Raw genomic sequence first — 20,113 nt, forward strand, 5'->3', positions numbered from 1 at the left:
CGCAACACCCAGATCTTGGTGCTTCCGCCGGCCGGACGCCACCGTTCAACCACCGCCTGATGCCGAAAACCCGCCAGGCTGCCCCGTCCCGATGCCGGGGCAGCCCGGCCCGGTCAGCGGTAGCCGACCGCGACGATGTTGGCCTGGACCTCGTTCTCGGCGGCGTCGGTGGGGTAGCCGCTGGTCATCGCGCCCTCATAGAAGGTGCCGGCGCCCTTGATGCTGTTGTCGCCGCCGGTGCCGAGGATGATGGCGCCTTCCTTACGCATCGGGTCGTAACCGCTGACCGTCGGGTCCAGCACCGACTCGGTGGGGCGTACCCCGTTGTAGTAGGTCGTGATGGGTCCGGTCTGGGCGTTGCCGGCGCGGATGGCGAAGTTGTGCGGTTTGCCTTTGATGACGGCGGTCAGGTAGCGGTGGGTGAGGGTGGGGTCGTTGGTGTTGTCCTGGGCCTTCGACCCGCCGTAGACGCCGTTCTCCATGTCGACCATGACCCACGGGCCGTCGCCCGCGCCGGAGCCCCACTTGGTGGTGTTGCCGAAGTAGATGGCCTCCATGGTGCCGTTGCCGTTGTCCTCGGAGTTGGTCTCGGCGTTGCCGTAGTCGAAGCAGCAGCCGCCGTTGTAGTGGGTGCCGTCGATGACGTCGTACATGCCTTCCGGGTTGTCGCCGGTGGCGATGCCGTTCGTGCTGTTGTTGCGGTAGCCGACGCCGGGGACGACGTAGACGCCGTACGCCTTGTGGCCGTTGACCGTGGTCGGCGCGGCGGTCGCGGCGGCCAGGTTGTCGTAGCCGCCGGCCGCCGGTCCGGAGAAGTGCCCGGGCGGTGCCTGGTAGAGGTGGTTACCGCGGCCCGACTGGTCGTAGATGATGCTGATCAGACAGGTCGTGCCGGTGCAGAAGGTGTCCTGCAGGGCTGCGTTGGCCACCCCGCCCGCGGTCAGCGGCGTGATGTTTTTGGTGGTGCTGTCCGAGGCCCGTTTCACCTGGTAGAGGTTGCCGTTGTAGGCGGCGTACAGGGCTCGGACGGTGCTGTGCGCGGCCACGCAGGGCGTGCCGCCGGCGGCGTAGGCGTCGCACGGCGGGCGGGGCGTACCGCTGGTCGGGCTGGTAGTGGGTGCGGTCGTCGGGCCGGTGACGTAGTTGAACGACCACTGCATCCGGGCGATGTCGGAGCAGGTCTCCTCGACGATCGGGTTGTTGCCCGCGGTCGAACCGTCCTTGTCGCTGACGCACAGGCCGGTCGCGACGCTCTTGACCAGGTATTTGCCGGATGCCGCGGTGGAGGCGGTGAACGTCCACAGCTGGTTGGCCTTGGTGCCGCTGCCGCAGCCGTACTGCTGCAGCTGGGTGCCCGAGACGGTGGACGAGCTGGGCACGTCGATACAGCGGGTGCTGTTGCCGTTGGCCAGGTTGAACTGGGCGGAACCCTGGACCTTCCACTGCTGGCTGGTGGCCGTCGCGGTGCAGGCGGTCTGGATCAGCAGGGCGCTGTTGGCGGTGGACGCGCCGGTGACGTCAACGCACTTGCCGCTGGCGGCGGAGGCCAGCTGGTAGACGCCGTTCGGCACGGGGGTGGTGGCGGCCTCGGAGGGCGGCGTCGTCAGCCCGATCACCGCGGCGGGCACCGCCACGGTCAGGGTCGCTACGAACAACCACTTTTTGCTTCTTCGGAACCAGGACACGAGCGGGTCCTCTCTGCGTGCTGTACCGGAGGGTGGCTTCCGGTCTCGTAGATGCCACAGCCCCGGGCCCGACAACAGAAACACCGACGCGGGCTACCGTGACGCGATGAGTCGACGGCTGCCCTCCGTACTCGTTGAAGTGGCCTTGGTGTTGATCGGGTTTGTGGTCTTCTCGCGCCTGCACGCGGTGGTCGCCACCGACCGGGTCGCCGCCACCGCCAACGCGTGGCACCTGCAAGCGGTCGAGAACACCCTGCATCTGAACATCGAGTTGAGCGCGAACCGGTGGCTGGTCGAGCATCCGGCGCTGATCCCGCCGGCGGTCCTGACCTATCGCCTGTACTACGCCGTGCTGCTCGGCACGCTGGTGTGGGTCTACGTGCGGCACCGCGAGGTCTACCGCCAGGTCCGCCGAACCCTGCTGTGGATGACGTTCCTGGTGCTGCCGGTCTTCTGGGCGGTGCCGATGTCGCCGCCCCGGTTCGCGCTGCCCGGCGTCGTCGACATCGTCGCCGAGCACGATCTGTTCGGCAGCACCGCGTCGCGGAACCCGGCCAACTTCACCGCCATGCCCAGCATGCACGTGGCGTGGTCGGCCTGGTGCGGCTACGCGGTGTGGACCGCGCTGCGCCCCACCCATCCCCGGCTGGCACTGTTGGCGTGGGTGTTCCCGCTGCTCATGACGGCCGTCGTGTTCACCACCGGCAACCACTACGTCCTGGACGGGGCCGGCAGCGCCACCCTGCTGGCCATCGCCATCGCCATCGCCATCGGCGCCGCGGCCCTCACCTCACCTCGCCTCACCTCACCGAAGTCGCAGTGACCGCAGCCGATCCTGCAGCGGCGCCTCGATCTCCGGTGGGAGGCCGAACCAGCCGTGCGTGGTGAACAGGCGGTGCCGCGGGTTGTGGCGGTAGGAGCCGGGGACCAGCGTGCCGTTCCGCACCTCGACCTCGCCGACGATGTCGGCCTGGTCGACCCGGCCGCCGGGGTCCGGGGTGCGTTCGTCGAGCAGGTAGACGAAACCCGCTACCTGGATTTCCGCTTCCCGCCGGACGTACTCGCAGTGGTCGATATTCTCGAAGATGACCCGGGAGAGCAGGCGGAGAAACGGCCCGTTCTCCCGGATGTCGGCGGGGGTCGGATCCTCCGCGCCGACGACGGCCACGACCGCCTCCGGGTGCAGGCCGTGCCGGTCCACCCACTCCGGCTCCAGGAGGGACACGACGTCCCGTTCCCCGCCGCCGAAATCGACCCGGTAGCGGAAGACTTCCCGCTCTGTTCGCCCCACCGACAACCTCCGCCGCCCGACCCGAGAACGGCACTCTATCGGCCTAAGGCCTTGATCAAGAACGCAGGCAAACCGGTTCGGGTACCGGCGACCGCCGCATTGCCGGCCGGAGCCCTCCCAGAGCCGAGGCTAGAGACCTTTCCGGACCAGAGTCCCGAGAATCAAACCCTTTGCCGGTACGGGCCACGCCGTAGACAACCGCAACTACCCCCGACCGCTGCCACCGCGCGACCCGGGTGCAACACCGGCGCGTGCCGCGCCGCTCGCGCAACCGAACACCCAACCCGAGGCTTTGCTCTGCTCACCAATGCGCGCTGCAGCGCGTATTGGTGAGCAGAGCAAACTGTCGAACGGGCTGGTGTTTGTCCTGGTCGGCGGGGTGAGTCGTCGCCTACCTGCGGGTCGGGTCGGGTCGGGTGGGGGTTGAGGTCTTGGGTCGGGACCGCCCGTGGCGGGCGCGCGGAGGGTGAGCTGCACCTACCGGGACCGAGTGCCACGGGACTGGGGTCGCGCGTACGGAAAAGGGATTTGCTCTTTCAAGCGAAGGCATTAGTTCCAGGAAGCCGGCCCCTCGCGGGAGGGCGGTTTCCTTGGAAACCCGCGGCGGGACGCAACACCTTGAGCGCGAAAGATGTCTAGGTGGCTCGGGCGATGCAGATGCGGGCGCTCAGGCGGGGGCCGGCCTCGTAGAACATGTACTGCTCGCCGCCGTCCGTGCCGAAGGACGGGGCCGCCGCCCGGCCGTTGTCCGAGGCTGTCGGGGTGTAGAAGACGCCCAGGTGAACCTCCCGGTCGAGGCTGGGGCCGACCTCGGTGAGGCGCATCTTGCCGTCGTTGCCGTGGTAGGCCACATAGACCGTGCTGTTGCGGAACACCAGGGACGCCCCGGAGATGTCGGTGAGGCCGTCCGGCTCCGGGTTGACCAGTGGGGTCTGGGCGAACTGCCACTGGTCCCAGCCGTTCGGCGACCAGCCGTGGTAGATGCGGCGCTTGCCGGCCAGCACTCCCATGTAGACCATCGTGTACCTGTTGCCCCGGACCGGAATCACATGCTCGAAGACCCGCGCGTACGAGGTTTCGGTCAGGCCGGGCACCAGACGCGTGCTGAGGATCGGGGTCTCGTCGCGGAACGACAGCCCGTCCGACGACCGGGCCACCCGGGTCGTGGTGTTCTCCCCGTGGAAGTAAAGGAAGAACTGCTTGGTGGCCGCGTCCCAGGTCACGTGCGGCGACGACACGTGCGAGACGGTGGTGCTGGGCAGCACGTTGTCGATCACCGGGTTGTTCGAGTACTCGGAGAACGGCCCGTTGAGCGAGTCGGCCCCGGCGACGCAGATGCCGCCGGGCTTCTCGTGCGGCGCGTAGTAGAGGTAGTAACGGCTGCGCGCCCCGCTGACCTTGTCGTAGACGCCGCGGATGCAGGGGAAGATGAACTCCCCGGTCGGGTTGTAGCGCAGCGGCGTCTTGAGCGCGTCACGCAGGTAGGTGTAGGTGGGCATGCCGGCCGGCCCGGCGGCCTGCGCAACAGCAGGCACGCCGACACCAGCCAGGCCGGCAACTCCAGCAAATCCACGAAGCAGTGCACGTCGTTCCATCGGGGAACCTCCAGCGCGACGAGGCGATCCGGCACCGGGACGGGCGGCGCCGGGGGGATGCGTCGAAGCTTCACCCTCGGCACCGGCGCCGGTCAAGACGCTAATACCTATTAGTGCAGGCAATTCCGAGAATCACCGGTCATCCGTGCACGAGCAGCGACGCTCCGGCGGCGATCAGGGACAACAGCGTGACCGTCGAGTTGCGCGAAGTCCTCCCGAATATGACGGCCGTGCAGCGACAGCAACGTCGCGGCCGCGGCCATGATGGACCCGAACAGGGCAACGACGGCAAGCGTCAGGAAAAACCAGGTCAACGCGCCCGCGGTGTCGAGGGACCGGCGCACTTCCGCGATGCCGGCCCTTCGAGAAAAATCTTGGCCGTCGCACCCAACCTCCGCCCGCCGGGCGACTTGATAGAGGTGTACGTCCCCGATCCCTCCATCACCGGTAAGGACACCGCATGGACGCGAACTTCCTTACGCCGGTCGCGGCCAGATGCCGTGGCGTCTGGCAATTTCTGGCGGAGCACACGCGCGGCCGTCGCCGCGTCGAGCTTGAGCAGGCACGCAACCTCGGCACCGCGCAGGCAATCCTGCTGTTGCCGGAAGGGGCGGAACTCTGGGAGACCGAGCCGGACGGCCGGACCCGCATCATCCGAAAGCCGTTTCCGGCGGCCCCGGATCGGTCGGAGGACCGTGCCCGGTGACGAGCGACGACGAAGAGGTCGTGGCGCTCTTTCGCAAGGAAGCGGTCCCCTTGCGTAACTACCTGATCAGGATGGGCGCCTCGCCCGAACTCGCCGAGGAGTGCGTCAACGACGCCTTCCTGGCGGTGGCGCTGAAGTGGCCGACGCTGCGCGGCACAAACCCGAAGGCTTTCGCCTACACGGTCGCAAAGCACCAGTGGTGGCGAGAACAACGCCGAGCCCAGCGCGAGGTAGCCACCGACGCATGGGACACCGAGATCGATCGGACGGATGGTGACCCTTGTGAGGAGATCATCCGGGGCCAGGAGGAGGCGGCGGTACGAACGGCGCTACAGCGCATGCCGCCCGGCCAGAAGAAGGACGTCCTCACCTATCGATACGTCAAGGGACTGACCATCCGCGAAACGGCGACGATCATGCAGTTGAGTGAAGGCACGGTCAAGAGCTACGCCGCGGAGGGCCGGCACGCCCTGCGCAGATTGCTGGAGGACGAGAGCGGCGAGGGGAGAGAACGATGAGCCGAGACGACCGGGACACCCAGCAGCGGATGACGGCACGTTTCGAGAGCTCGCTGCGCCGGATGCGGCGCGAGCCCGCCGAGGAAGCTCGCATCGAGGCCCTGGCCCAGGACGCTCTCCCGGCACCAGCCCCGGCCCGGGCTTCGGCCTCGGTACGAACCCCGCCGCGTGCGTCACGCGTCCCGGTCGCGCTCAAGATCCTGATTGCCGGTGGCTTCGGCGCCGGGAAAACCACCATGGTCGATTCGGTCAGCGAGATCCGCCCACTACAGACCGAGGAAACCCTCAGCGGCGCCGAAGGTGCCGACGGCGTGGAGGGCAAGACCACCACGACCGTGACGATGGACTTCGGCCGGATCACCATCACCGAGGACCTGCAGCTCTACCTCTTCGGCACGCCCGGGCAGGACCGTTTCTGGTTCCTCTGGGACGAGCTGTCGCAGGGTGCGCTCGGTGCCGTGGTGCTGGCCGACACCCGGCGGCTGGCCGACTGCTTCCCGTCGATCGACTACTTCGAGCAGCGGGGCACGCCGTTCGTGGTGGCGGTCAACTGCTTCGAGGAGCAGCGCTTCGCCGCCGACGCGGTGGGCCGGGCGCTCGACCTCGACCCGGGGGTTCCGGTCGTGCTGTTCGACGCACGCGAGCCGGCGAGCTCCCGGGACGTGCTCATCGAGCTGGTGGAGTACGTGTCTCGCCGTCAACGGTCGTCGGTCGGCGCCTATGCCGGCTGATGACCAGGTCAGCGGTCGGCGGCGCCGCGGAGGCGGCGGACCTCGTCGATGATCTGCTGGTCGGTGGGCTGCGACAGGCGCAGTACCGAGGCCAGTGTGGTGCGGAACTCGTCGGTTGCGGCCAGGCTGTCCAGTTCGCGCAGCAGCGCCTGCACCGCCTTGTCGACCTCGAGACGGTCGTAGCCGCGCAGCGCGATCTCGAACTTGGCGGTGCGCAACGCTTCGCGGGCGACTGCGCGCTGGGCGGCGTCGCCGGTCAGGGCGGCGTCGGCCGAGTTGATGAGGGTGTCGACCTGTCGCTTCTCGTAGCCACGCAACACTGTGAGGAAATCTCGCGCCATGGTGTCACTGTAGATCCACCGCGCCAGCAACGCATTGTTGCGGGCGCCCAAGTCCTGGATAATGGGCGCGGAAAATGTCTTTCGGAAGGAACTTCATGGCTGGCCCGGTTACCGAAGAGGAACGCCCCGAGTCGCTCTCCCGGCAGATTTACGCAATGCTTCGGGAAGGCATTATCCGGGGGCGCTGGGCGCAGGGGTCCCGGCTCGCCGAGCAGCGGCTCGCGCAGGAGTTCCAAGTGTCCCGGGTGCCGATGCGGGAGGCCGTGCCGATGCTCGAGGTGGACGGGTTCGTGCAGACCCTGCCTCGTCGCGGGGCGGTGGTGTCGAGCTGGTCGGTCAAGGCCGCCAACGACCTGTTTGACCTGCGGCTATGCCTTGAGGTTGGCGCTGCGCGGTATGCCGCTCGGGAAGTCGGCGGCGGGGTCTCCACCGCGCCTTTGCGGGAGGCTCTGGAGCAGTCGCGGCGGGCGGTGGCCGAGCGGGACGCCTATGCGATCGCGCGGGACAGCACCGCGTTCCACGAAATCATCGTCGATCTTACCGACAACGCGTTGATGCGGTCGCTGATGCGGTCGGTTTCCGGGCGGATGATGTGGCTGTTCTTCATGACTTCCGAGCTCGATCCGGTGGACGCGCTCGCGGGGCATGAGGAATTGCTGGCGGCAATCGCTTCGGGTAATGAGCGGGTGGCGGAATCGGTGGCCTACACGCACATTGAGAGCGACCGGCTGGAATCGCTGGCCGCTCTCAAGCGCCTGGGTATCGATTAAGCGATGCCGAGCTTCGCGAAGTTCAGCTCGTTCGCGCCGATGTTGTGTGACTCGGCCACGCCGGTGAGCCACTTCTGGGCCACGACCCAGTCCTTGTTGTACGAGAAGTTCAGGTAGCAGCCGGACGACGCATACTTGGTGGCGGCCGAGACGAACAGGGCGTTGTCGCCGGTCAGCACGGCCTTGTTGAGGTCGGCGTCAACCGAGGGGTCGTCGCAGCCGAAGTAGTTGATGCCACCCGACTTGTCCCAGAACACGTGACCCCACATGTACGGGTTGCCGCCATCGGGACCGTTGTTGCCGTCGAAGAAGGCATCCGGACCCTTGGCCGGGTCGTTCACCCAGTCGAACACCTGGGCGGTCGGGTAGCCCTGGGCGGTGGCCTTGATGTTCAGGGTGGCCATCTGGGCGGCGACGATGGTGGCGAGCTGCTGGGCGTTCGGGTTGCCGGTGGCGTACCCGATGGTCATCGTCGTGCCGGCGGGCAGCGTCGCGGCGTACGCCTTGAGCACCTCGGGTTTGTAGTTGATCTCTTGTTTGTCGGCGCCGTCCGGGATCATGCCCTTGGCGTAGAGGGTGGTGGCCAGTTCGGAGCGATCGCCGAGCACCTGCGGGATGAGTTTCTCCCGGTCGAGGGACTGCAGGAAGGCGAGCCGGGCCTCGGCGGTCTTGAAGAACGTGCCGCTCGGGTTGAGGGTGACCAGCGCGGACTGCAGGGTGGGCAGCAGATAGCTGTTGACCGCGGCGGAGGTCTCGTACTTCTTCAGGTCGGACGACGGCAGCGCGGCCACGATGGCCGACACATCACCCTTGTCGAAGGCCAGTTCCAGGGCGGACGAGTCGTTGTAGACCGGCAGTTCGACCTTGGTGAACGGCGACTTGGTGCCCCAGTAGCCGTCGAACTGGGTCAGCTCGTACTTCGTGCCGGTCTGCACCGCGGCGAGCGTGTACGGCCCGGATCCGATGTCGTGGGTGGTCAGGTAGGTCTGCGCGTCGTCGCTGCCCTTGTTCGCGGCGAGCGCGGAAGGGGAGATCATCTTAGGCCCGAACGGCGAGGCCAGGTAGTCGAGGAACGCCGCGTTCCCCTCCTTGAGCGTCACCACCGCGGTCGCCGGGTCCGACGTGTCGACGCTCTGCACGCCGGCCGTCATGTAGGCGGCGCCGCCCTTCACGTCGGTGCGTCGCTGCAACGACACCTTGACCGCGTCGGACGTGAACGCCGTGCCGTCGTGGAACTTCACGCCGGAGCGCAGGTGGAACGTGTAGACCTTCTTGTCGGCCGAGACCTCCCACGAGGTGGCCAGCCGCGGCGCGATCTTCACGGTGTCGATGTTGTCCTCGTACTGGACCAGGCCCTCATAGGTGTTGAGGACGATCGCCAGGCCGTTGTTGGCGTAGTAGATGTCCGGGTCCGGCGGCTGGCCGATGTCCCCGAGCAGGCCGACGGTCAGCACCCCGTCGGTCGGTGCCGGGTTGACCTGGGCTTCATTGGTCTTGCCATCGCACGCGGCGATGGTCAAAGCGACCAGCGCAGCCGCACCAAAACGCAGTAGCTTCATCAATATCTCCCAAAAACGCTAAAGGGCGATGCGCGGATCGGCGAGCGCCTGGATCATGTCCACCACGGTGTTGGTCACGATGTAGACGGCGCCGAGCACGACGGTGACGCCGGCGATCGCCGGGTAGTCCGCCGCCGGGATGCTCTCCGCGAGGTAGTTGCCGATCCCGGGCCAGCTGAAGATCTGCTCGACGACGACCACGCCGGCGAACATGAAGCCCAGCTGCAGTCCGGCCATCGAGAGGCCGGGCCCGATCGAGTTGCGCAGGACGTGCCGGCCGAAGACGGCAACCTCGGTGAGGCCCTTGGCCCGCGCGGTTCGGACATGGTCGGCGCTCAGCGTCTGCTGGAGGCTGGCGCGCAGGATGCGCCCGATGCTGACCGCGGGAGCCACGGCCAGCACGAGTGCGGGCAGGACGACGTGTTGCAGGCCATCGCCGAACTGGGCCCAGTCACCGGTGACCAGGCTGTGCGTCAGCAGAAAGCCGTCGTCGTTGCCGCCCCGGCCGGTGGCGGGCAGCCAGCCGAGGTGCGCGTAGAACAGGATGATCCCGCCGAGGGCCAGCAGGAACGGCGGTGCCGTGGCACCGACGAGCAGGACGCCGCGCACGAACGTGCCGGCGATGGTGCGGAGCATGGCGAAGACCGCCCCGAGCAGCAGGGCGAACAGGAACGCGACGACCACCAGCTCGAACGTGGCGGGCAGGAAGGCGCCGAGGTCGGCGGTCACCTTCCGATGCGTACGGTAGGAGGTGCCCAGGTCACCGCGGGCCGCCGCGGACAGGTAGTGGCCATAGCGACTGACCAGCGGATCGTCCAGGTGCAGCGTGACCCGTTCGGCCGCGACCGCGGCCGGCGAGGCGTTGGCCCCGAGGTACGCCTTGACCGGATCGCCCGGCGAATACTGCTGAAGAACAAAGACAACAGCGGTCAGGATCAGGAGTACGGCGACAGCGGCGCCCGCCCGCCGGGTCAGGAAGCCGATCATCGCCGGCCGTCCAGCAGTCCGCGCAGCGCGTCGCCGCCGAGGTTGGCGACCAGGCTCAGCAGCATCACCGCGATGCCCGGAACCACCGGCACCCACCACTGGGCCAGCAGCTGGGTGAGCGCGCGGGCGGTGTCGGCGCCCAGCTCCGGGGCGGGCGCGAGCTGGCCGAGACCGATGAACGACAGCCCGGCCAGCAGCAGCACCACATTGCCGATGTCGAGGCTGGCGGTGACGATCGCGGTCGGCACGGTGCCGGGCAGCAGGTGCCGGCGCAGGATCCGCAGCCGGCTCGCCCCGGCCAGCCGGGCCGCCTCGACGTGCGGGCGGGCGGCCAGGGCGCGCACCTCGCCGCGGATGATCCGGGCGTAGTACGGCCACCAGACGATCGAGATACCGAGCAGGGTGTGCACCAGGCCGGGGCCGAGCGCGGCCACGATGGCGATCGCGACCAGCACGCCCGGCAGCGCCAGGAACAGGTCGGTGAGCCGCATCAGCACGTTGTCGACCCAGCCGCCGGCCGCGCCCGCGACCAGCCCGATCAGGCCACCGAACAGCAAACCCACAAGGACCACGGCCAGGGCCGACAGCCAGGAGGCCTGAATACCCCAGAGGGTACGGCTGAGCAGGTCCCGCCCGATCATGTCGGTGCCGAGCAGGTGACCGGGCGAGCCGGGCGGCAGGTTGAAGTCGCCGACCGGCTGGATCGGGTCGTCCGGGGCGAGCAAGCGAGCGCCGAGGGCGACCAGGGTGACCAGCCCGAGCAGGCCGACCAGCACCCGGTTGAGGGTCAGGTTGTGCACGGCCGGGGTTCGCGAGCGGACCCCGAACCGGCGCGGGACGACAGCGGCATCACTCATATCGCGATCTCCGGTACGGCGGCGAGCAGCGTTTTCGTGTAGTCGGCCTGCGGATGGGACACCAGGTCGTCGGCGGGGCCGGTCTCGGCGATGTGGCCGCCGGTCATCACCACGATCCGGTCGCCCATCAGCCGGGCGACGGCCAGGTCGTGGGTGACGAAGACGACCGCCATGCCGAGGTCGGCACGCAGCTGCCGGATCAGGTTGAGCACGCTGGCGGCGAGCGAGGCGTCCAGGGCACTTGTCGGCTCGTCACAGAGCAGGACCGCAGGCGGGACGATGGTCGCCCTCGCCAGGGCGACTCGCTGCCGCTGTCCGCCGGACAACTGCCGGGGGCGGGCAGTGGCCACGGTGGCGGGCAGGCCGATCTTCGTGAGCGCATCCCGTACGCGCTGGTCCTGCTCGGCGCGGCTCAGCTTGAGCGGGAGCAGCCGTTCGCGGAGCAGCTCGCCGATGGTGAGCCAGGGGGTCAGCGACGAGCCGGCGTCCTGGAAGACCATCTGGGTGCCGCCGGTGACCTCGCGGGTGCCGCCGGTCGGCGGGATCAGCCCGGCGATCACCCGGAGCAGGGTCGATTTGCCGGAGCCGCTCTCGCCGACGATCGACACCGCCTCGCCGGGCGCCACCTCGAGGTCGACGCCGTCGAGGGCTTTGAGGGTGCCGGCCCGGCGCCAGCCGTTGCGCAGCTTGAAGTCGCACCTGATGTTGTGGAGCCGCACCACCGCCGAACCCTCGACGGCCGGCCCGAGTTCGCCGGGCTCGGCCGCCGACGTGCCGTCCGGCATATCCGAGATGTCACGCCAGCAGGCCCGCTGATGTTCGTCCCCGACCAGCGGCGGCTGTTCGGTCGCGCAGCGATCGACGGCCAGTGGGCATCGCGTGTGGTAGGCGCAACCCGGGCCGCGCGGGCCGGCCTCGGCCGGGAGCGTGGGCAGTTCGCGGCCGCGCGGGGTGGTCAGCGACAACCGCGACCGCAGCAGGCCGGCGGTATACGGGTGGGTGGGATGAGCCAGCAGCTCGCGGGTCGGGCCGAGCTCGGCGAGGCGACCGGCGTACAGCACGCCGATCCGGTCGGTGATCTGGGCGGCCACCGCGAGGTCGTGGGTGATGAACAGGACGCTGCAGCCGTACTCGTCGCGCAGGTCCCGCAGCAGCGACAGCACCTGGGCCTGCACGGTCACGTCGAGCGCGGTGGTCGGCTCGTCCGCGATGATCAGCGACGGGCGGCCGGCCACCGCGATCGCGGTCATCACCCGCTGCCGCAGCCCGCCGGAGAGCTCGTGCGGATAGACCCGCAGCCGCACCGCCGCGTCCGCCACCCCGACGTGTTCGAGCAGCTGCACGGCCCGGTCGGTGTCCCGGGTGACCTCGGTGATCTGCCGGCCGATCCGCATTGTCGGGTTCAGCGAGGTCATCGGGTCCTGGAAGATGACCCCGAGCTCGCGGCGCCGCACCCCGCGGTGCGCGGCGGCCGAGCCGTGCATCATGTCCACCCCGGCCACCTCGACGGTGCCGGTCACCTGCGGGTGGGCGTCCGGCGGCAGCAGGCCCATCAGGGTCAGGGCGAGCACGCTCTTGCCCGAGCCGGACTCGCCGACCAGCCCGAGGATCTCCCCCGGCCGCACCGACAGGGACACCCCACGCAGCACCGGATTGCCCCGCAGCGAGACGTGCAGGTCGTCAACCGACGCGATCATGCTGAGCCACCTCCCGGAAGATCTCGCCCGGCCGGCAGAACCAGACGTCGTCGGCGTGCGCGGCGATGTGCCGGAGCGCCCGGGTCAGCGCCCGCAGCCGGAACGGCGCGCCGGAGATGAACGAGTGCGTCACCAGGCCCATGACCAGGGGCTGCTCGTCGGCGGCCAGAAGCAGTTCGTCGAACTCGTCGATGACCATCGAGGTGAAGTCGGCGGCCGACGCGGCCCGGCCGACCATGGTGGTGCTGTCGTTGAGTTCGAGCGGGTACGGGATGGACAGCAGCGGCCCGGAGTCGGTGGTCAGCCACACCGGTTGGTCGTCCATCCGCAGGTCGAGGAGGTAGCGGTAACCGGTGGCGGCGAGCAGGTCGAGAGTGCGCGGGGTGTGCGTGAGCCACGGGCTGGACCAGCCGCCGGGCGCGGCCCCCTCGGCGACGGCGATCCGGCCGGCCACCTCGCTCAGGTACGCCCTCTCCTGCACCCGGTCCAGCCCGGCCAGGGTGTCCGAGTTGGTGACCCCGTGCGCCACGAACTCGGCGCCGAGCCGCCGGGCGGCCTCGGTCACGTCCGGCGCGGTGTCGTAGACCATGGTGTTGAGCAGCACGGTCGGCGGAATACCGAACTCGGCCAGCCGGTCGAACAGCCGGAACGCGCCGACCCGGTTGCCGTAATCGCGCCACGCGGTGTTGACCAGGTCGGGCGCCTCGACGCCGGGCAGCAGGTCCTCGGTCAGTCCCTCGCCGAAGCGGTAGTCCTCGACCCCGACCGCGACGTACACGGCGAGTTTCCGGCCGCCGGGCCAGCGCCCGCCGGGCCGGGCCGTGATCGGCGAGTAGTCGTATCTCATCGGTTCATCCCCACGTCGGTAGCGGCCGCGTGGCGGACCATCTGCTGGTATTCCGGGAACCAGCGGGCCGCGGCGGTGCGGGCCGCGGCGAGCGCGGGGACCTTGGCCGCGAAGACCTCGCGCGCCTCGGCGAGCAGGTCGTCCTCGTTGACCCCGGTGAGCCGTCCCCGTTCGGCGACGATCCGGCCGTCCACCATGGTCAGCACGACGTCGCTGCCGTTCTCGCAATAGACCAATTGGCCGGGTACGTCGTTGAGCGGCGTGAACGCGAGCGAGTGCAGGTCCACCAGGGCCAGGTCGGCGAGATGTCCCGGGGCGATCCGGCCGAGGTCGTCGCGCAGCATCGCGGCGGCCCCGCCGTCCCACAGGCAGTCGAGCACCTCGGCGGCGGCCGGCCATCGGTCGCTGTCCAGGCCGGTGACGTTGTGGATCAGCCCGGCCATCTTGACGACGCCCCACATGTTGACCGCGTCGTCGCAGATCGCCTCGTCCACCCCGAGACACACCGGGATGCCGCGGTCCCGGATCCGCCGGAACGGCATGATGCCGCTGCCCAGCCGCAGGTTACTGACCGGGTTGTGGGCCACCACCGCGCCGGCCGCGGCGATCAGGTCCAGGTCGGCGTCGTCGGTCCAGACCGCGTGTATGACGTTCATCCGGTCGCTGAGCAGGCCCAGGTCGGCGGTGTAGCGGACCAGCGAGCGGCCGCCGTGCTTCGCGGCGGCCAGGGTGCGCTGCACCTTGGTCTCCAGCATGTGCGCGTACACCGGCAGGTGGTGGCGGCGGCTGAGGTCGTCGAGGGCGGCGAAGTAGTCGACGCTGACCCGCTGCGGGGCGGAGATCGACACCGCCGCGCGGAGCCGGTCGTTCTCGGCGCCGTGCCAGCGGCCGATCAGGTATTCGTAGCGTTCGAGCAGGTCGGCGGCGGGCAGCGGGGCCGGCGCGCGCAGCTCGGCGGCCAGGGCCGGGGACGGGTCGCGGAACGGCAGCTTGTCGCCCTCGGGCACCTCGGGCTGGTCGAGGGCGACGGTGGCGCGCAGGCCGCTGTCCGCGTACGCCTGCAGGACCGCGTCGATGATCTCGGGTTCCGGGTACGGCATGAGGAACGCGTCGTCCTGCACGCTTGTCGTCCCGGTGCGCAGCATCTCGATCGCGCCGAGCATGGTCCGCAGGTAGGCCTCGCGCGGGGTGGGCCGCAGTGCCTCGGTGGCCGGCGATTCGTACAGCATGAACAGCTCGAGGGGCAGGCTGGGCAGCGAGCCCTTGAGGTGGTTGGCCGGCGAGTGGAAGTGCGCGTTGATCAGCCCGGGGATGAGCAGGTGGTGGCCATGGCCCTCAATGACCTGGTCACCCACGAGCCCAGAGCCCACGGCCGCAATCCGGTTGCCCTCGACCAGCACGTCGGTCAGGCGGTCGACGTCCGGGTAGGCGTAGACGTTGCGGAACAGCACGCTCATGGGTGCCGCCAGGTGTTCACCCGGGACGAGGTCAAACCCTGGGCGATCAAACCCTCGACCATCGGTACGGCCGCGGTGACCCCGTCGATCACCGGCATGCCGAGCCGCTCGGTCAGCGGGCCGACCAGGTCGGTGAGGCCGGCGCAGCCCAGGATCAGCGCCTCGTCGTCGGGGTGGACCTGCTGGGCGAAGATCTCGGCCAGGTGCGCCGACCCGTGGGAAACGTCGGCGACCGGCACGTCCACCGCCCGGACCGTGCAGCGGTGTCCCAGGCCGAGGTCGCGCACGATCCGGTCGGAGTGGGCGATGGTGCGGCGGGGCAGGGTGACGATCGTGAAGCGGTGGGCGATCAGGGCGGCGGTCATCAGGGCCGCCTCGGTCATCCCGACCACCGGGCCGTTCGCCAGTTCGCGGGCGGCCGGGACCCCGGTGTCACCGAAGCAGGCCACCACGTACCCGTCGATGCCCTGGTCTTCGCCCTGCCGGACCTGGTCGATGACGCCGAGCGCGCCGTAGACCTCCTCGTAGTGGCTCTCCACGCCGGGCACGCCCGACGCCGGGGTGCCGCCGACGATCTCGGTGTCCGGGCGGGCGACCGTGCGGGCCGCGGCGACCACCGCGTCGGTCATCGAGCGGGTGGTGTTCGGATTGATCACCATGATTTTCATCGGGCCGCCCCGAGCAGGCCGCGGGTGCCGTGGTCGCTGACCGCGAGGCGGGCCACGCTCGCGGCCCGCTTGGCCGCCTCGACCGGGTCGGCGCCGGCCAGGTGCGCGGCCGCGAACGCACCGCAGAACGCGTCGCCGGCGCCGGTGCTGTCGATCGGGGTGACCAGCTCGGCCGGGACCTCGGTCAGGGTGCCATCGGCGTACACCAGGCTGCCTTTTTCGGCCTTTTTGATGACCACGACGGCCGGGCCGTCGGCCGCGAAAGCGCGGGCCGCCGCGGCCAGGTCTTGGGTCCCGGACAGAGCGCGGGCCTCGACCTCGCTGGGCAGGAAGACGTCGCAGTGCCGGACGAGCGCCCGCACCTCCGGCCCGAGGCCGTCCTCCTGCAGATCAAGATAGATCCGGCCGCGCCCGGCCAGCCGAGGCAGGAGCGCGGCCATCGACGCGTTGCTCATCGCCGAGACGAGCACGCCATCGGCGGCCCGCGAAGGCAGGTCGGCCGGATAGACCGACATCCGGTCGAAGTGGGCCTCGCCGTTGACCAGGTACCAGGACCGGGATCCGTCCGCCCGGTAGGTGATGACGTTGCGGACCGTCGGCTCGTCGCGGTGCGGCATGTCCTCGGTCCGCAGCCCGGCCGCCTGCCACTCGGCCAGCATCGAGGGCGGCAGGTCGTGGCCGATCGGGGCGCAGACCCGGACGTCGTCGATGACCAGCCGGGCCGCCAGGGCCGCGAAGATCGCGTCGCCGCCGGCCTGCTCGACCCGGCGGCCGTCCGGGAAGACGGCCTCGTCGACGGTCACGTTGCCGACGCAGAGCAGGGCGGTCACCGCGCCGCCGCCCGGAACTTGGCCATCGCCGCGTGATAGCCCATCAGCTGCGCGGGCAGGAAGGTAAGCAGCGGGCTGAACGCCTCCGGCACGTCGGGCAGGCGCAGCACGTCGTCGCCGAACGCGGTCTCGCTCGCGCTGGTGACGACGTAGGCCCGGCCGCCGAACCGCAGCGCCTCGCTCCGGGTCTCGGCCGCGCGCGGCACCGACCGGCCGCTCGGCGCGAGCAGCAGCAGCGGCTCGCCGGCCTTCTGCGAGTTGTAGTGGTGGTACTCCTCGACCTGGATGGCGAGGGCGTGGTCCGGGGTGCACTCCTTGTACTTGGCCGCGCCGGCCAGGGCCGCGCCGAAGCTGGGCCCGCCCGCCGAGAACAGGAACATCCGGCTGCCGGCCTCGCGCTCGGCGATCGCCGCGATCGGGTCGCTGAGCGCGTCGATCGCCGCGGCCATCAGGTCCGGCAAACCATCGGTCGCGTCCGGGCTCGCGAGCTTGAGCAGCAGCGCGAGCGCCGCGGTCGAGGACTGGGTCGGCCAGCCGACCCGGGTCGCCTCGATCCGCAGAGTCTGCTCGCTCTCCACGTCGAGGGTCGAACCGGCGGTGTTGGTCAGGGCCAGCGTCAGGGCGCCGGCTCGCTGCGCCACCAGCAGGGCCTCGACCGTACGGGTGGTCTCCCCCGAGCTGGACAGGGCGGCCACCAGCGTGCGCGGGTTGAGCACCGGGCCGAGGTAGAAGGCGAACTCGAGGCTCTGCACCGCCTCCACCGGAACGCCGAGCGCGTTCTGCAGGGCCAGCCGGGCGGAGATCATCACCGCGTACGAGTCGCCCGCGCCGACCAGGTAGACCCGCTCGATGCCGCGGTCCCGGATCGCCTCGGCCACCGCCGGCAGGGCCTTCTCGTTGGTGGCCCAGGTGCGCCGCACCATCTCCGGCTGGGCGATCAGTTCCGGCCAGGTGGCCTCGGTGCGGGCGAGGCGCTTGGGGTCCAGCGGGTCGTCCGAGGGCAGCTGCAGGATCCCGGCGTGCTCGGCCGCCGCCACCCGCGCGAGCACTGCCTGCTGACGCGCGTCGAGCGAACTCTCCACGGCAACCTCCTCGGCTCTTGAGGAGCCAAACGGTATACCGTCTTCCGTTTCTCTCAGATCAACAGATGTTTCAAACCCATTAAATCCAGGGTGTACGCCGACCGGCGCTCGATAGAGTCGGTCGATCGGTATACCGATTTGCTTTCCTTCGTTCCGGCCGTTCGCCCCCGCCGATCATGGGACCGTGGGAGGGTGCGATACCGGGCGGCGGTTCTTCTATGGGCCGGAGTGGCCGCCGCCGTTCTGCTGATCCCGTTCGCGTTCACGGTGTCCACGCTCGGCGGCCTGGCCGCCCTCATGCTGGGCAGCGCGATCCTGGTCATGGTGTCGATCGCCGGTGGGGTGCGGCTGCACCGACCGCAGTTCCGCCGGGCCTGGTGGCTGATCTTCTCCTCGGTCGGACTGGCGCTCGCCGGCAACGTCATCGCGGCGACGGTTCTGTCCACGACGGTCGGCAAGGATCCCGCCGCGCTCAACGTCGTATACGGGATCACCTACCCGATCCTGTGCGCCGGCGTGGCGCTGCTGCCCAACCACGGCCGGCCCGGCGCCACCCGGGTCGGCCTGCTGGACAGTGCGATCCTCACGTCCTGCGTCGCGGTGATCTGGTGGATGGTGTTCGTCGACCCGACGCTGATCGACACCCACGAACTCCGCAACCACGCGCACCTGCTTGTCGAGCCGTTCCTCGACCTGATCCTGTTCGGTCTCGGCGTGCGCCTGCTGCTGATCGGCGACGCCGGCTCGCTGTCCTACCGGCTGGTCTCGGCCTCCTGCGCGGCCCGGCTGATCGCCGACACCGCCTACCTGACCGTCGGCAGCAGCGAGGGTTTCCCGACCCCGGTGAGCATCGTCGGCTGGCTGGCCTGCAACGGCCTGCTGGCGGTCGCCGCCCTGCACCCGTCGATGAAGCGGACGGTGCCGCTGCCGGCCGCCGACGCCGCCCCGAGCTGGCTCGGGGCCACCCCGATCTCGGTCGGCACCGTGGTGGCCACGCCGGTGCTGACCGGCGCGTTCCTGCTCAGCGAGGGCCTGGCCGACACCCTGAACACCCTGGACGTGGCCGTTCCGATGACCGCCACCGCGGTGACCTCGGCGCTGGTGGTCGTGCGGATGCGCCTGCTCAACCGAATCTCGGCCCGGCGCGCCGCCGACCTCGAGACGGCCCTGCACCACGAGGCCGAACTCCAGCAGGAGCTGCTGTTCCGGGCCTCGCACGACGTGCTCACCGGCCTGCCCGACCGCTCCCTGCTGCACGAACGGCTCACCGATTGTCTGGACACCGGCCGCGGCGGCGTGTTGCTGCTGCTCGACCTGGACGAGTTCAAGGAGATCAACGACCGGTTCGGCCACTCGGTCGGCGACGACCTGCTGATGGAGGCGGCGGCCCGGCTACGCGACCTGGTCGACGGCGGCCTGGTGGCCCGGCTGCACAGTGACGAGTTCGCGGTGCTGCTGGACGGCGTGCCGCTGACCGACGCCTGGGCCACCACCGAGCGGGCGCTCGGCGCGATGCGGCGCCCGCTGGGGGTGCAGGGTCACGAACTGTTCGCCACGGTCAGCATCGGCCTGCGCGATCTGGCCGACGACGTGCCGGCCACCGACGTCCTCCGGGACGCGTACCTGGCTCTGCACGCGGCCAAGGAGGCCGGCCGCAACCAGATGATCCTGTTCGACGACGAGTTGCGGGAGAAGCGGCTGGCCGCCGCGCGGACGGTGGAACGGCTCCGCGAGGCGATCACCCGGGACGAGTTCCTGGTCTACTACCAGCCCCTGGTGCGACTCACCGACGAGCGCATCACCGGCGTGGAGGCACTGATCCGGTGGCAGCCGGCCGGCGAGAAGATGGTGCCGCCGGACCGCTTCATCGGCATCGCCGAGGACAGCGGCCTGATCGTCCCGATCGGCTCCTGGGTGCTGCGCGAATCGTGCCGGGTGGCGGCCGGCTGGAACCGCCGGCACGGCACGGTGGTCTCGGTGAACGTGTCGCCGAGGCAGCTGCGCGAGCCGGACTTCGGCCTGCTGGTGCTGGACGTGCTGCGCACCTCCGGTCTGCCACCGGAGGCCCTGATCCTGGAGATCACCGAGGGCGTCCTGGTCAACTCGGGCAAGGTCACCGAACAGGCGATCAGCCACCTGAGCATGCTCCGCTCCCACGGCATCAAGGTGGCCATCGACGACTTCGGCACCGGTTACTCGTCGCTGGCCTACCTGCGCGACCTCCCGATCGACAACCTCAAGATCGACCGCTCCTTCATGCCCGCCCCCGGCTCCCCCGACCTGGCCGCCCAGACCCTGGTCAAAACCATCATCGACCTGGCCGCCGGCCTGCGGCTGGGCACCATCGCCGAGGGCGTGGAGACCGCCGAGCAGGTGGTGCTGCTGCGCGAGCTGGGTTGCGACCGGGCCCAGGGCTTCTTCTACTCCCGCCCGGTCCCCGAGGCCGACGCGACCCGCCTGATCCAGGACTCGGCCACCGCGATCCGCTGAGC

At 69.8% G+C, this 20,113-nt stretch carries 20 protein-coding genes; 6 read left to right on the forward strand and 14 right to left on the reverse strand.

Annotated elements, in window-relative coordinates; all coding sequences use genetic code 11:
* Positions 1-113: 113 nt before the first annotated feature.
* Complete coding sequence (locus Ate02nite_RS32625; RefSeq protein WP_203811718.1) at positions 114-1,655, reverse strand: arabinofuranosidase catalytic domain-containing protein; 1,542 nt, start codon at positions 1,653-1,655, stop codon at positions 114-116.
* Between the two features lie 136 nt (positions 1,656-1,791).
* Here Ate02nite_RS32625 and Ate02nite_RS32630 point away from each other — a divergent pair, with 136 nt between their 5' ends.
* Positions 1,792-2,508 (forward strand): phosphatase PAP2 family protein, encoded by a 717-nt coding sequence (locus Ate02nite_RS32630; RefSeq protein ID WP_203811719.1) that lies wholly within the window; start codon positions 1,792-1,794, stop codon positions 2,506-2,508.
* Here the strand turns inward: Ate02nite_RS32630 and Ate02nite_RS32635 are convergent.
* From Ate02nite_RS32635 to Ate02nite_RS32645, 3 genes are all read right to left on the reverse strand, one after another.
* The gene (locus Ate02nite_RS32635) at positions 2,491-2,976 is read right to left on the reverse strand and encodes a hypothetical protein (protein WP_203811720.1); all 486 of its coding nucleotides are present in this window, start codon (positions 2,974-2,976) and stop codon (positions 2,491-2,493) included. The genes Ate02nite_RS32630 and Ate02nite_RS32635 overlap by 18 nt on opposite strands.
* Positions 2,977-3,611: 635 nt before the next feature.
* The gene (locus Ate02nite_RS32640) at positions 3,612-4,571 is read right to left on the reverse strand and encodes a glycoside hydrolase family protein (RefSeq protein ID WP_203811721.1); all 960 of its coding nucleotides are present in this window, start codon (positions 4,569-4,571) and stop codon (positions 3,612-3,614) included.
* Positions 4,572-4,681: 110 nt separating this feature from the next.
* On the reverse strand, positions 4,682-4,915 hold the full coding sequence (locus Ate02nite_RS32645) for a hypothetical protein (RefSeq protein ID WP_203811722.1): 234 nt from the start codon (positions 4,913-4,915) through the stop codon (positions 4,682-4,684).
* A gap of 116 nt (positions 4,916-5,031) precedes the next feature.
* Here Ate02nite_RS32645 and Ate02nite_RS32650 point away from each other — a divergent pair, with 116 nt between their 5' ends.
* The 3 genes from Ate02nite_RS32650 to Ate02nite_RS32660 all read left to right on the forward strand — a co-directional run bounded on the left by Ate02nite_RS32650 (position 5,032) and on the right by Ate02nite_RS32660 (position 6,526).
* Complete coding sequence (locus tag Ate02nite_RS32650; protein ID WP_203811723.1) at positions 5,032-5,277, forward strand: hypothetical protein; 246 nt, start codon at positions 5,032-5,034, stop codon at positions 5,275-5,277.
* Positions 5,274-5,795: an RNA polymerase sigma factor gene (locus Ate02nite_RS32655; protein ID WP_203811724.1), complete on the forward strand. Its 522-nt coding sequence runs from the start codon at positions 5,274-5,276 to the stop codon at positions 5,793-5,795. Before Ate02nite_RS32650 ends, Ate02nite_RS32655 begins: the two co-directional genes overlap by 4 nt.
* Before the next feature lie 197 nt (positions 5,796-5,992).
* Positions 5,993-6,526 (forward strand): GTP-binding protein, encoded by a 534-nt coding sequence (locus tag Ate02nite_RS32660; protein ID WP_438871282.1) that lies wholly within the window; start codon positions 5,993-5,995, stop codon positions 6,524-6,526.
* Positions 6,527-6,534: 8 nt separating this feature from the next.
* Here the strand turns inward: Ate02nite_RS32660 and Ate02nite_RS32665 are convergent, their stop codons facing one another.
* On the reverse strand, positions 6,535-6,867 hold the full coding sequence (locus Ate02nite_RS32665) for a hypothetical protein (protein ID WP_203811725.1): 333 nt from the start codon (positions 6,865-6,867) through the stop codon (positions 6,535-6,537).
* A 95-nt stretch (positions 6,868-6,962) separates the two neighbouring features.
* Between Ate02nite_RS32665 and Ate02nite_RS32670 the strand changes: the two genes are divergently transcribed.
* Positions 6,963-7,637 (forward strand): GntR family transcriptional regulator, encoded by a 675-nt coding sequence (locus tag Ate02nite_RS32670; protein ID WP_203811726.1) that lies wholly within the window; start codon positions 6,963-6,965, stop codon positions 7,635-7,637.
* On the opposite strand, the gene Ate02nite_RS32675 is transcribed toward Ate02nite_RS32670, so the two are convergent.
* Genes Ate02nite_RS32675 through Ate02nite_RS32715 form a run of 9 tightly spaced genes read right to left on the reverse strand, consistent with a single transcriptional unit; the run spans position 7,634 to position 17,621 of the window.
* Entirely contained in the window at positions 7,634-9,196 is a 1,563-nt protein-coding gene (locus tag Ate02nite_RS32675) for an ABC transporter substrate-binding protein (RefSeq protein WP_203811727.1), read from the reverse strand. The genes Ate02nite_RS32670 and Ate02nite_RS32675 overlap by 4 nt on opposite strands.
* Positions 9,197-9,214: 18 nt before the next feature.
* Entirely contained in the window at positions 9,215-10,183 is a 969-nt protein-coding gene (locus Ate02nite_RS32680; protein WP_203811728.1) for an ABC transporter permease, read from the reverse strand.
* On the reverse strand, positions 10,180-11,040 hold the full coding sequence (locus tag Ate02nite_RS32685) for an ABC transporter permease (protein WP_203811729.1): 861 nt from the start codon (positions 11,038-11,040) through the stop codon (positions 10,180-10,182). Before Ate02nite_RS32685 ends, Ate02nite_RS32680 begins: the two co-directional genes overlap by 4 nt.
* Complete coding sequence (locus tag Ate02nite_RS32690) at positions 11,037-12,737, reverse strand: oligopeptide/dipeptide ABC transporter ATP-binding protein (protein WP_203811730.1); 1,701 nt, start codon at positions 12,735-12,737, stop codon at positions 11,037-11,039. Before Ate02nite_RS32690 ends, Ate02nite_RS32685 begins: the two co-directional genes overlap by 4 nt.
* On the reverse strand, positions 12,721-13,584 hold the full coding sequence (locus Ate02nite_RS32695) for a polysaccharide deacetylase family protein (protein WP_203811731.1): 864 nt from the start codon (positions 13,582-13,584) through the stop codon (positions 12,721-12,723). Before Ate02nite_RS32695 ends, Ate02nite_RS32690 begins: the two co-directional genes overlap by 17 nt.
* On the reverse strand, positions 13,581-15,041 hold the full coding sequence (locus tag Ate02nite_RS32700) for an amidohydrolase family protein (RefSeq protein ID WP_203811732.1): 1,461 nt from the start codon (positions 15,039-15,041) through the stop codon (positions 13,581-13,583). The genes Ate02nite_RS32695 and Ate02nite_RS32700 overlap by 4 nt, the downstream gene beginning before the upstream one ends.
* Positions 15,038-15,700, reverse strand: a complete 663-nt coding sequence (locus Ate02nite_RS32705; RefSeq protein ID WP_203811733.1) for an aspartate/glutamate racemase family protein — start codon at positions 15,698-15,700, stop codon at positions 15,038-15,040. Before Ate02nite_RS32705 ends, Ate02nite_RS32700 begins: the two co-directional genes overlap by 4 nt.
* A 5-nt stretch (positions 15,701-15,705) precedes the next feature.
* Complete coding sequence (locus tag Ate02nite_RS32710) at positions 15,706-16,539, reverse strand: carbohydrate kinase family protein (protein ID WP_203811734.1); 834 nt, start codon at positions 16,537-16,539, stop codon at positions 15,706-15,708.
* Positions 16,536-17,621: an SIS domain-containing protein gene (locus tag Ate02nite_RS32715; RefSeq protein WP_203811735.1), complete on the reverse strand. Its 1,086-nt coding sequence runs from the start codon at positions 17,619-17,621 to the stop codon at positions 16,536-16,538. Before Ate02nite_RS32715 ends, Ate02nite_RS32710 begins: the two co-directional genes overlap by 4 nt.
* A 192-nt stretch (positions 17,622-17,813) precedes the next feature.
* On the opposite strand from Ate02nite_RS32715, the gene Ate02nite_RS32720 reads away from it, so the two are divergent.
* Positions 17,814-20,111, forward strand: coding sequence for a putative bifunctional diguanylate cyclase/phosphodiesterase (locus tag Ate02nite_RS32720; protein WP_203811736.1), 2,298 nt, complete (start codon positions 17,814-17,816; stop codon positions 20,109-20,111).
* Positions 20,112-20,113 lie beyond the last annotated feature (2 nt).

It is taken from the genome of Paractinoplanes tereljensis, assembly GCF_016862435.1.
In the GTDB taxonomy this organism is placed as follows: Bacteria; Actinomycetota; Actinomycetes; order Mycobacteriales; family Micromonosporaceae; genus Actinoplanes; species Actinoplanes tereljensis.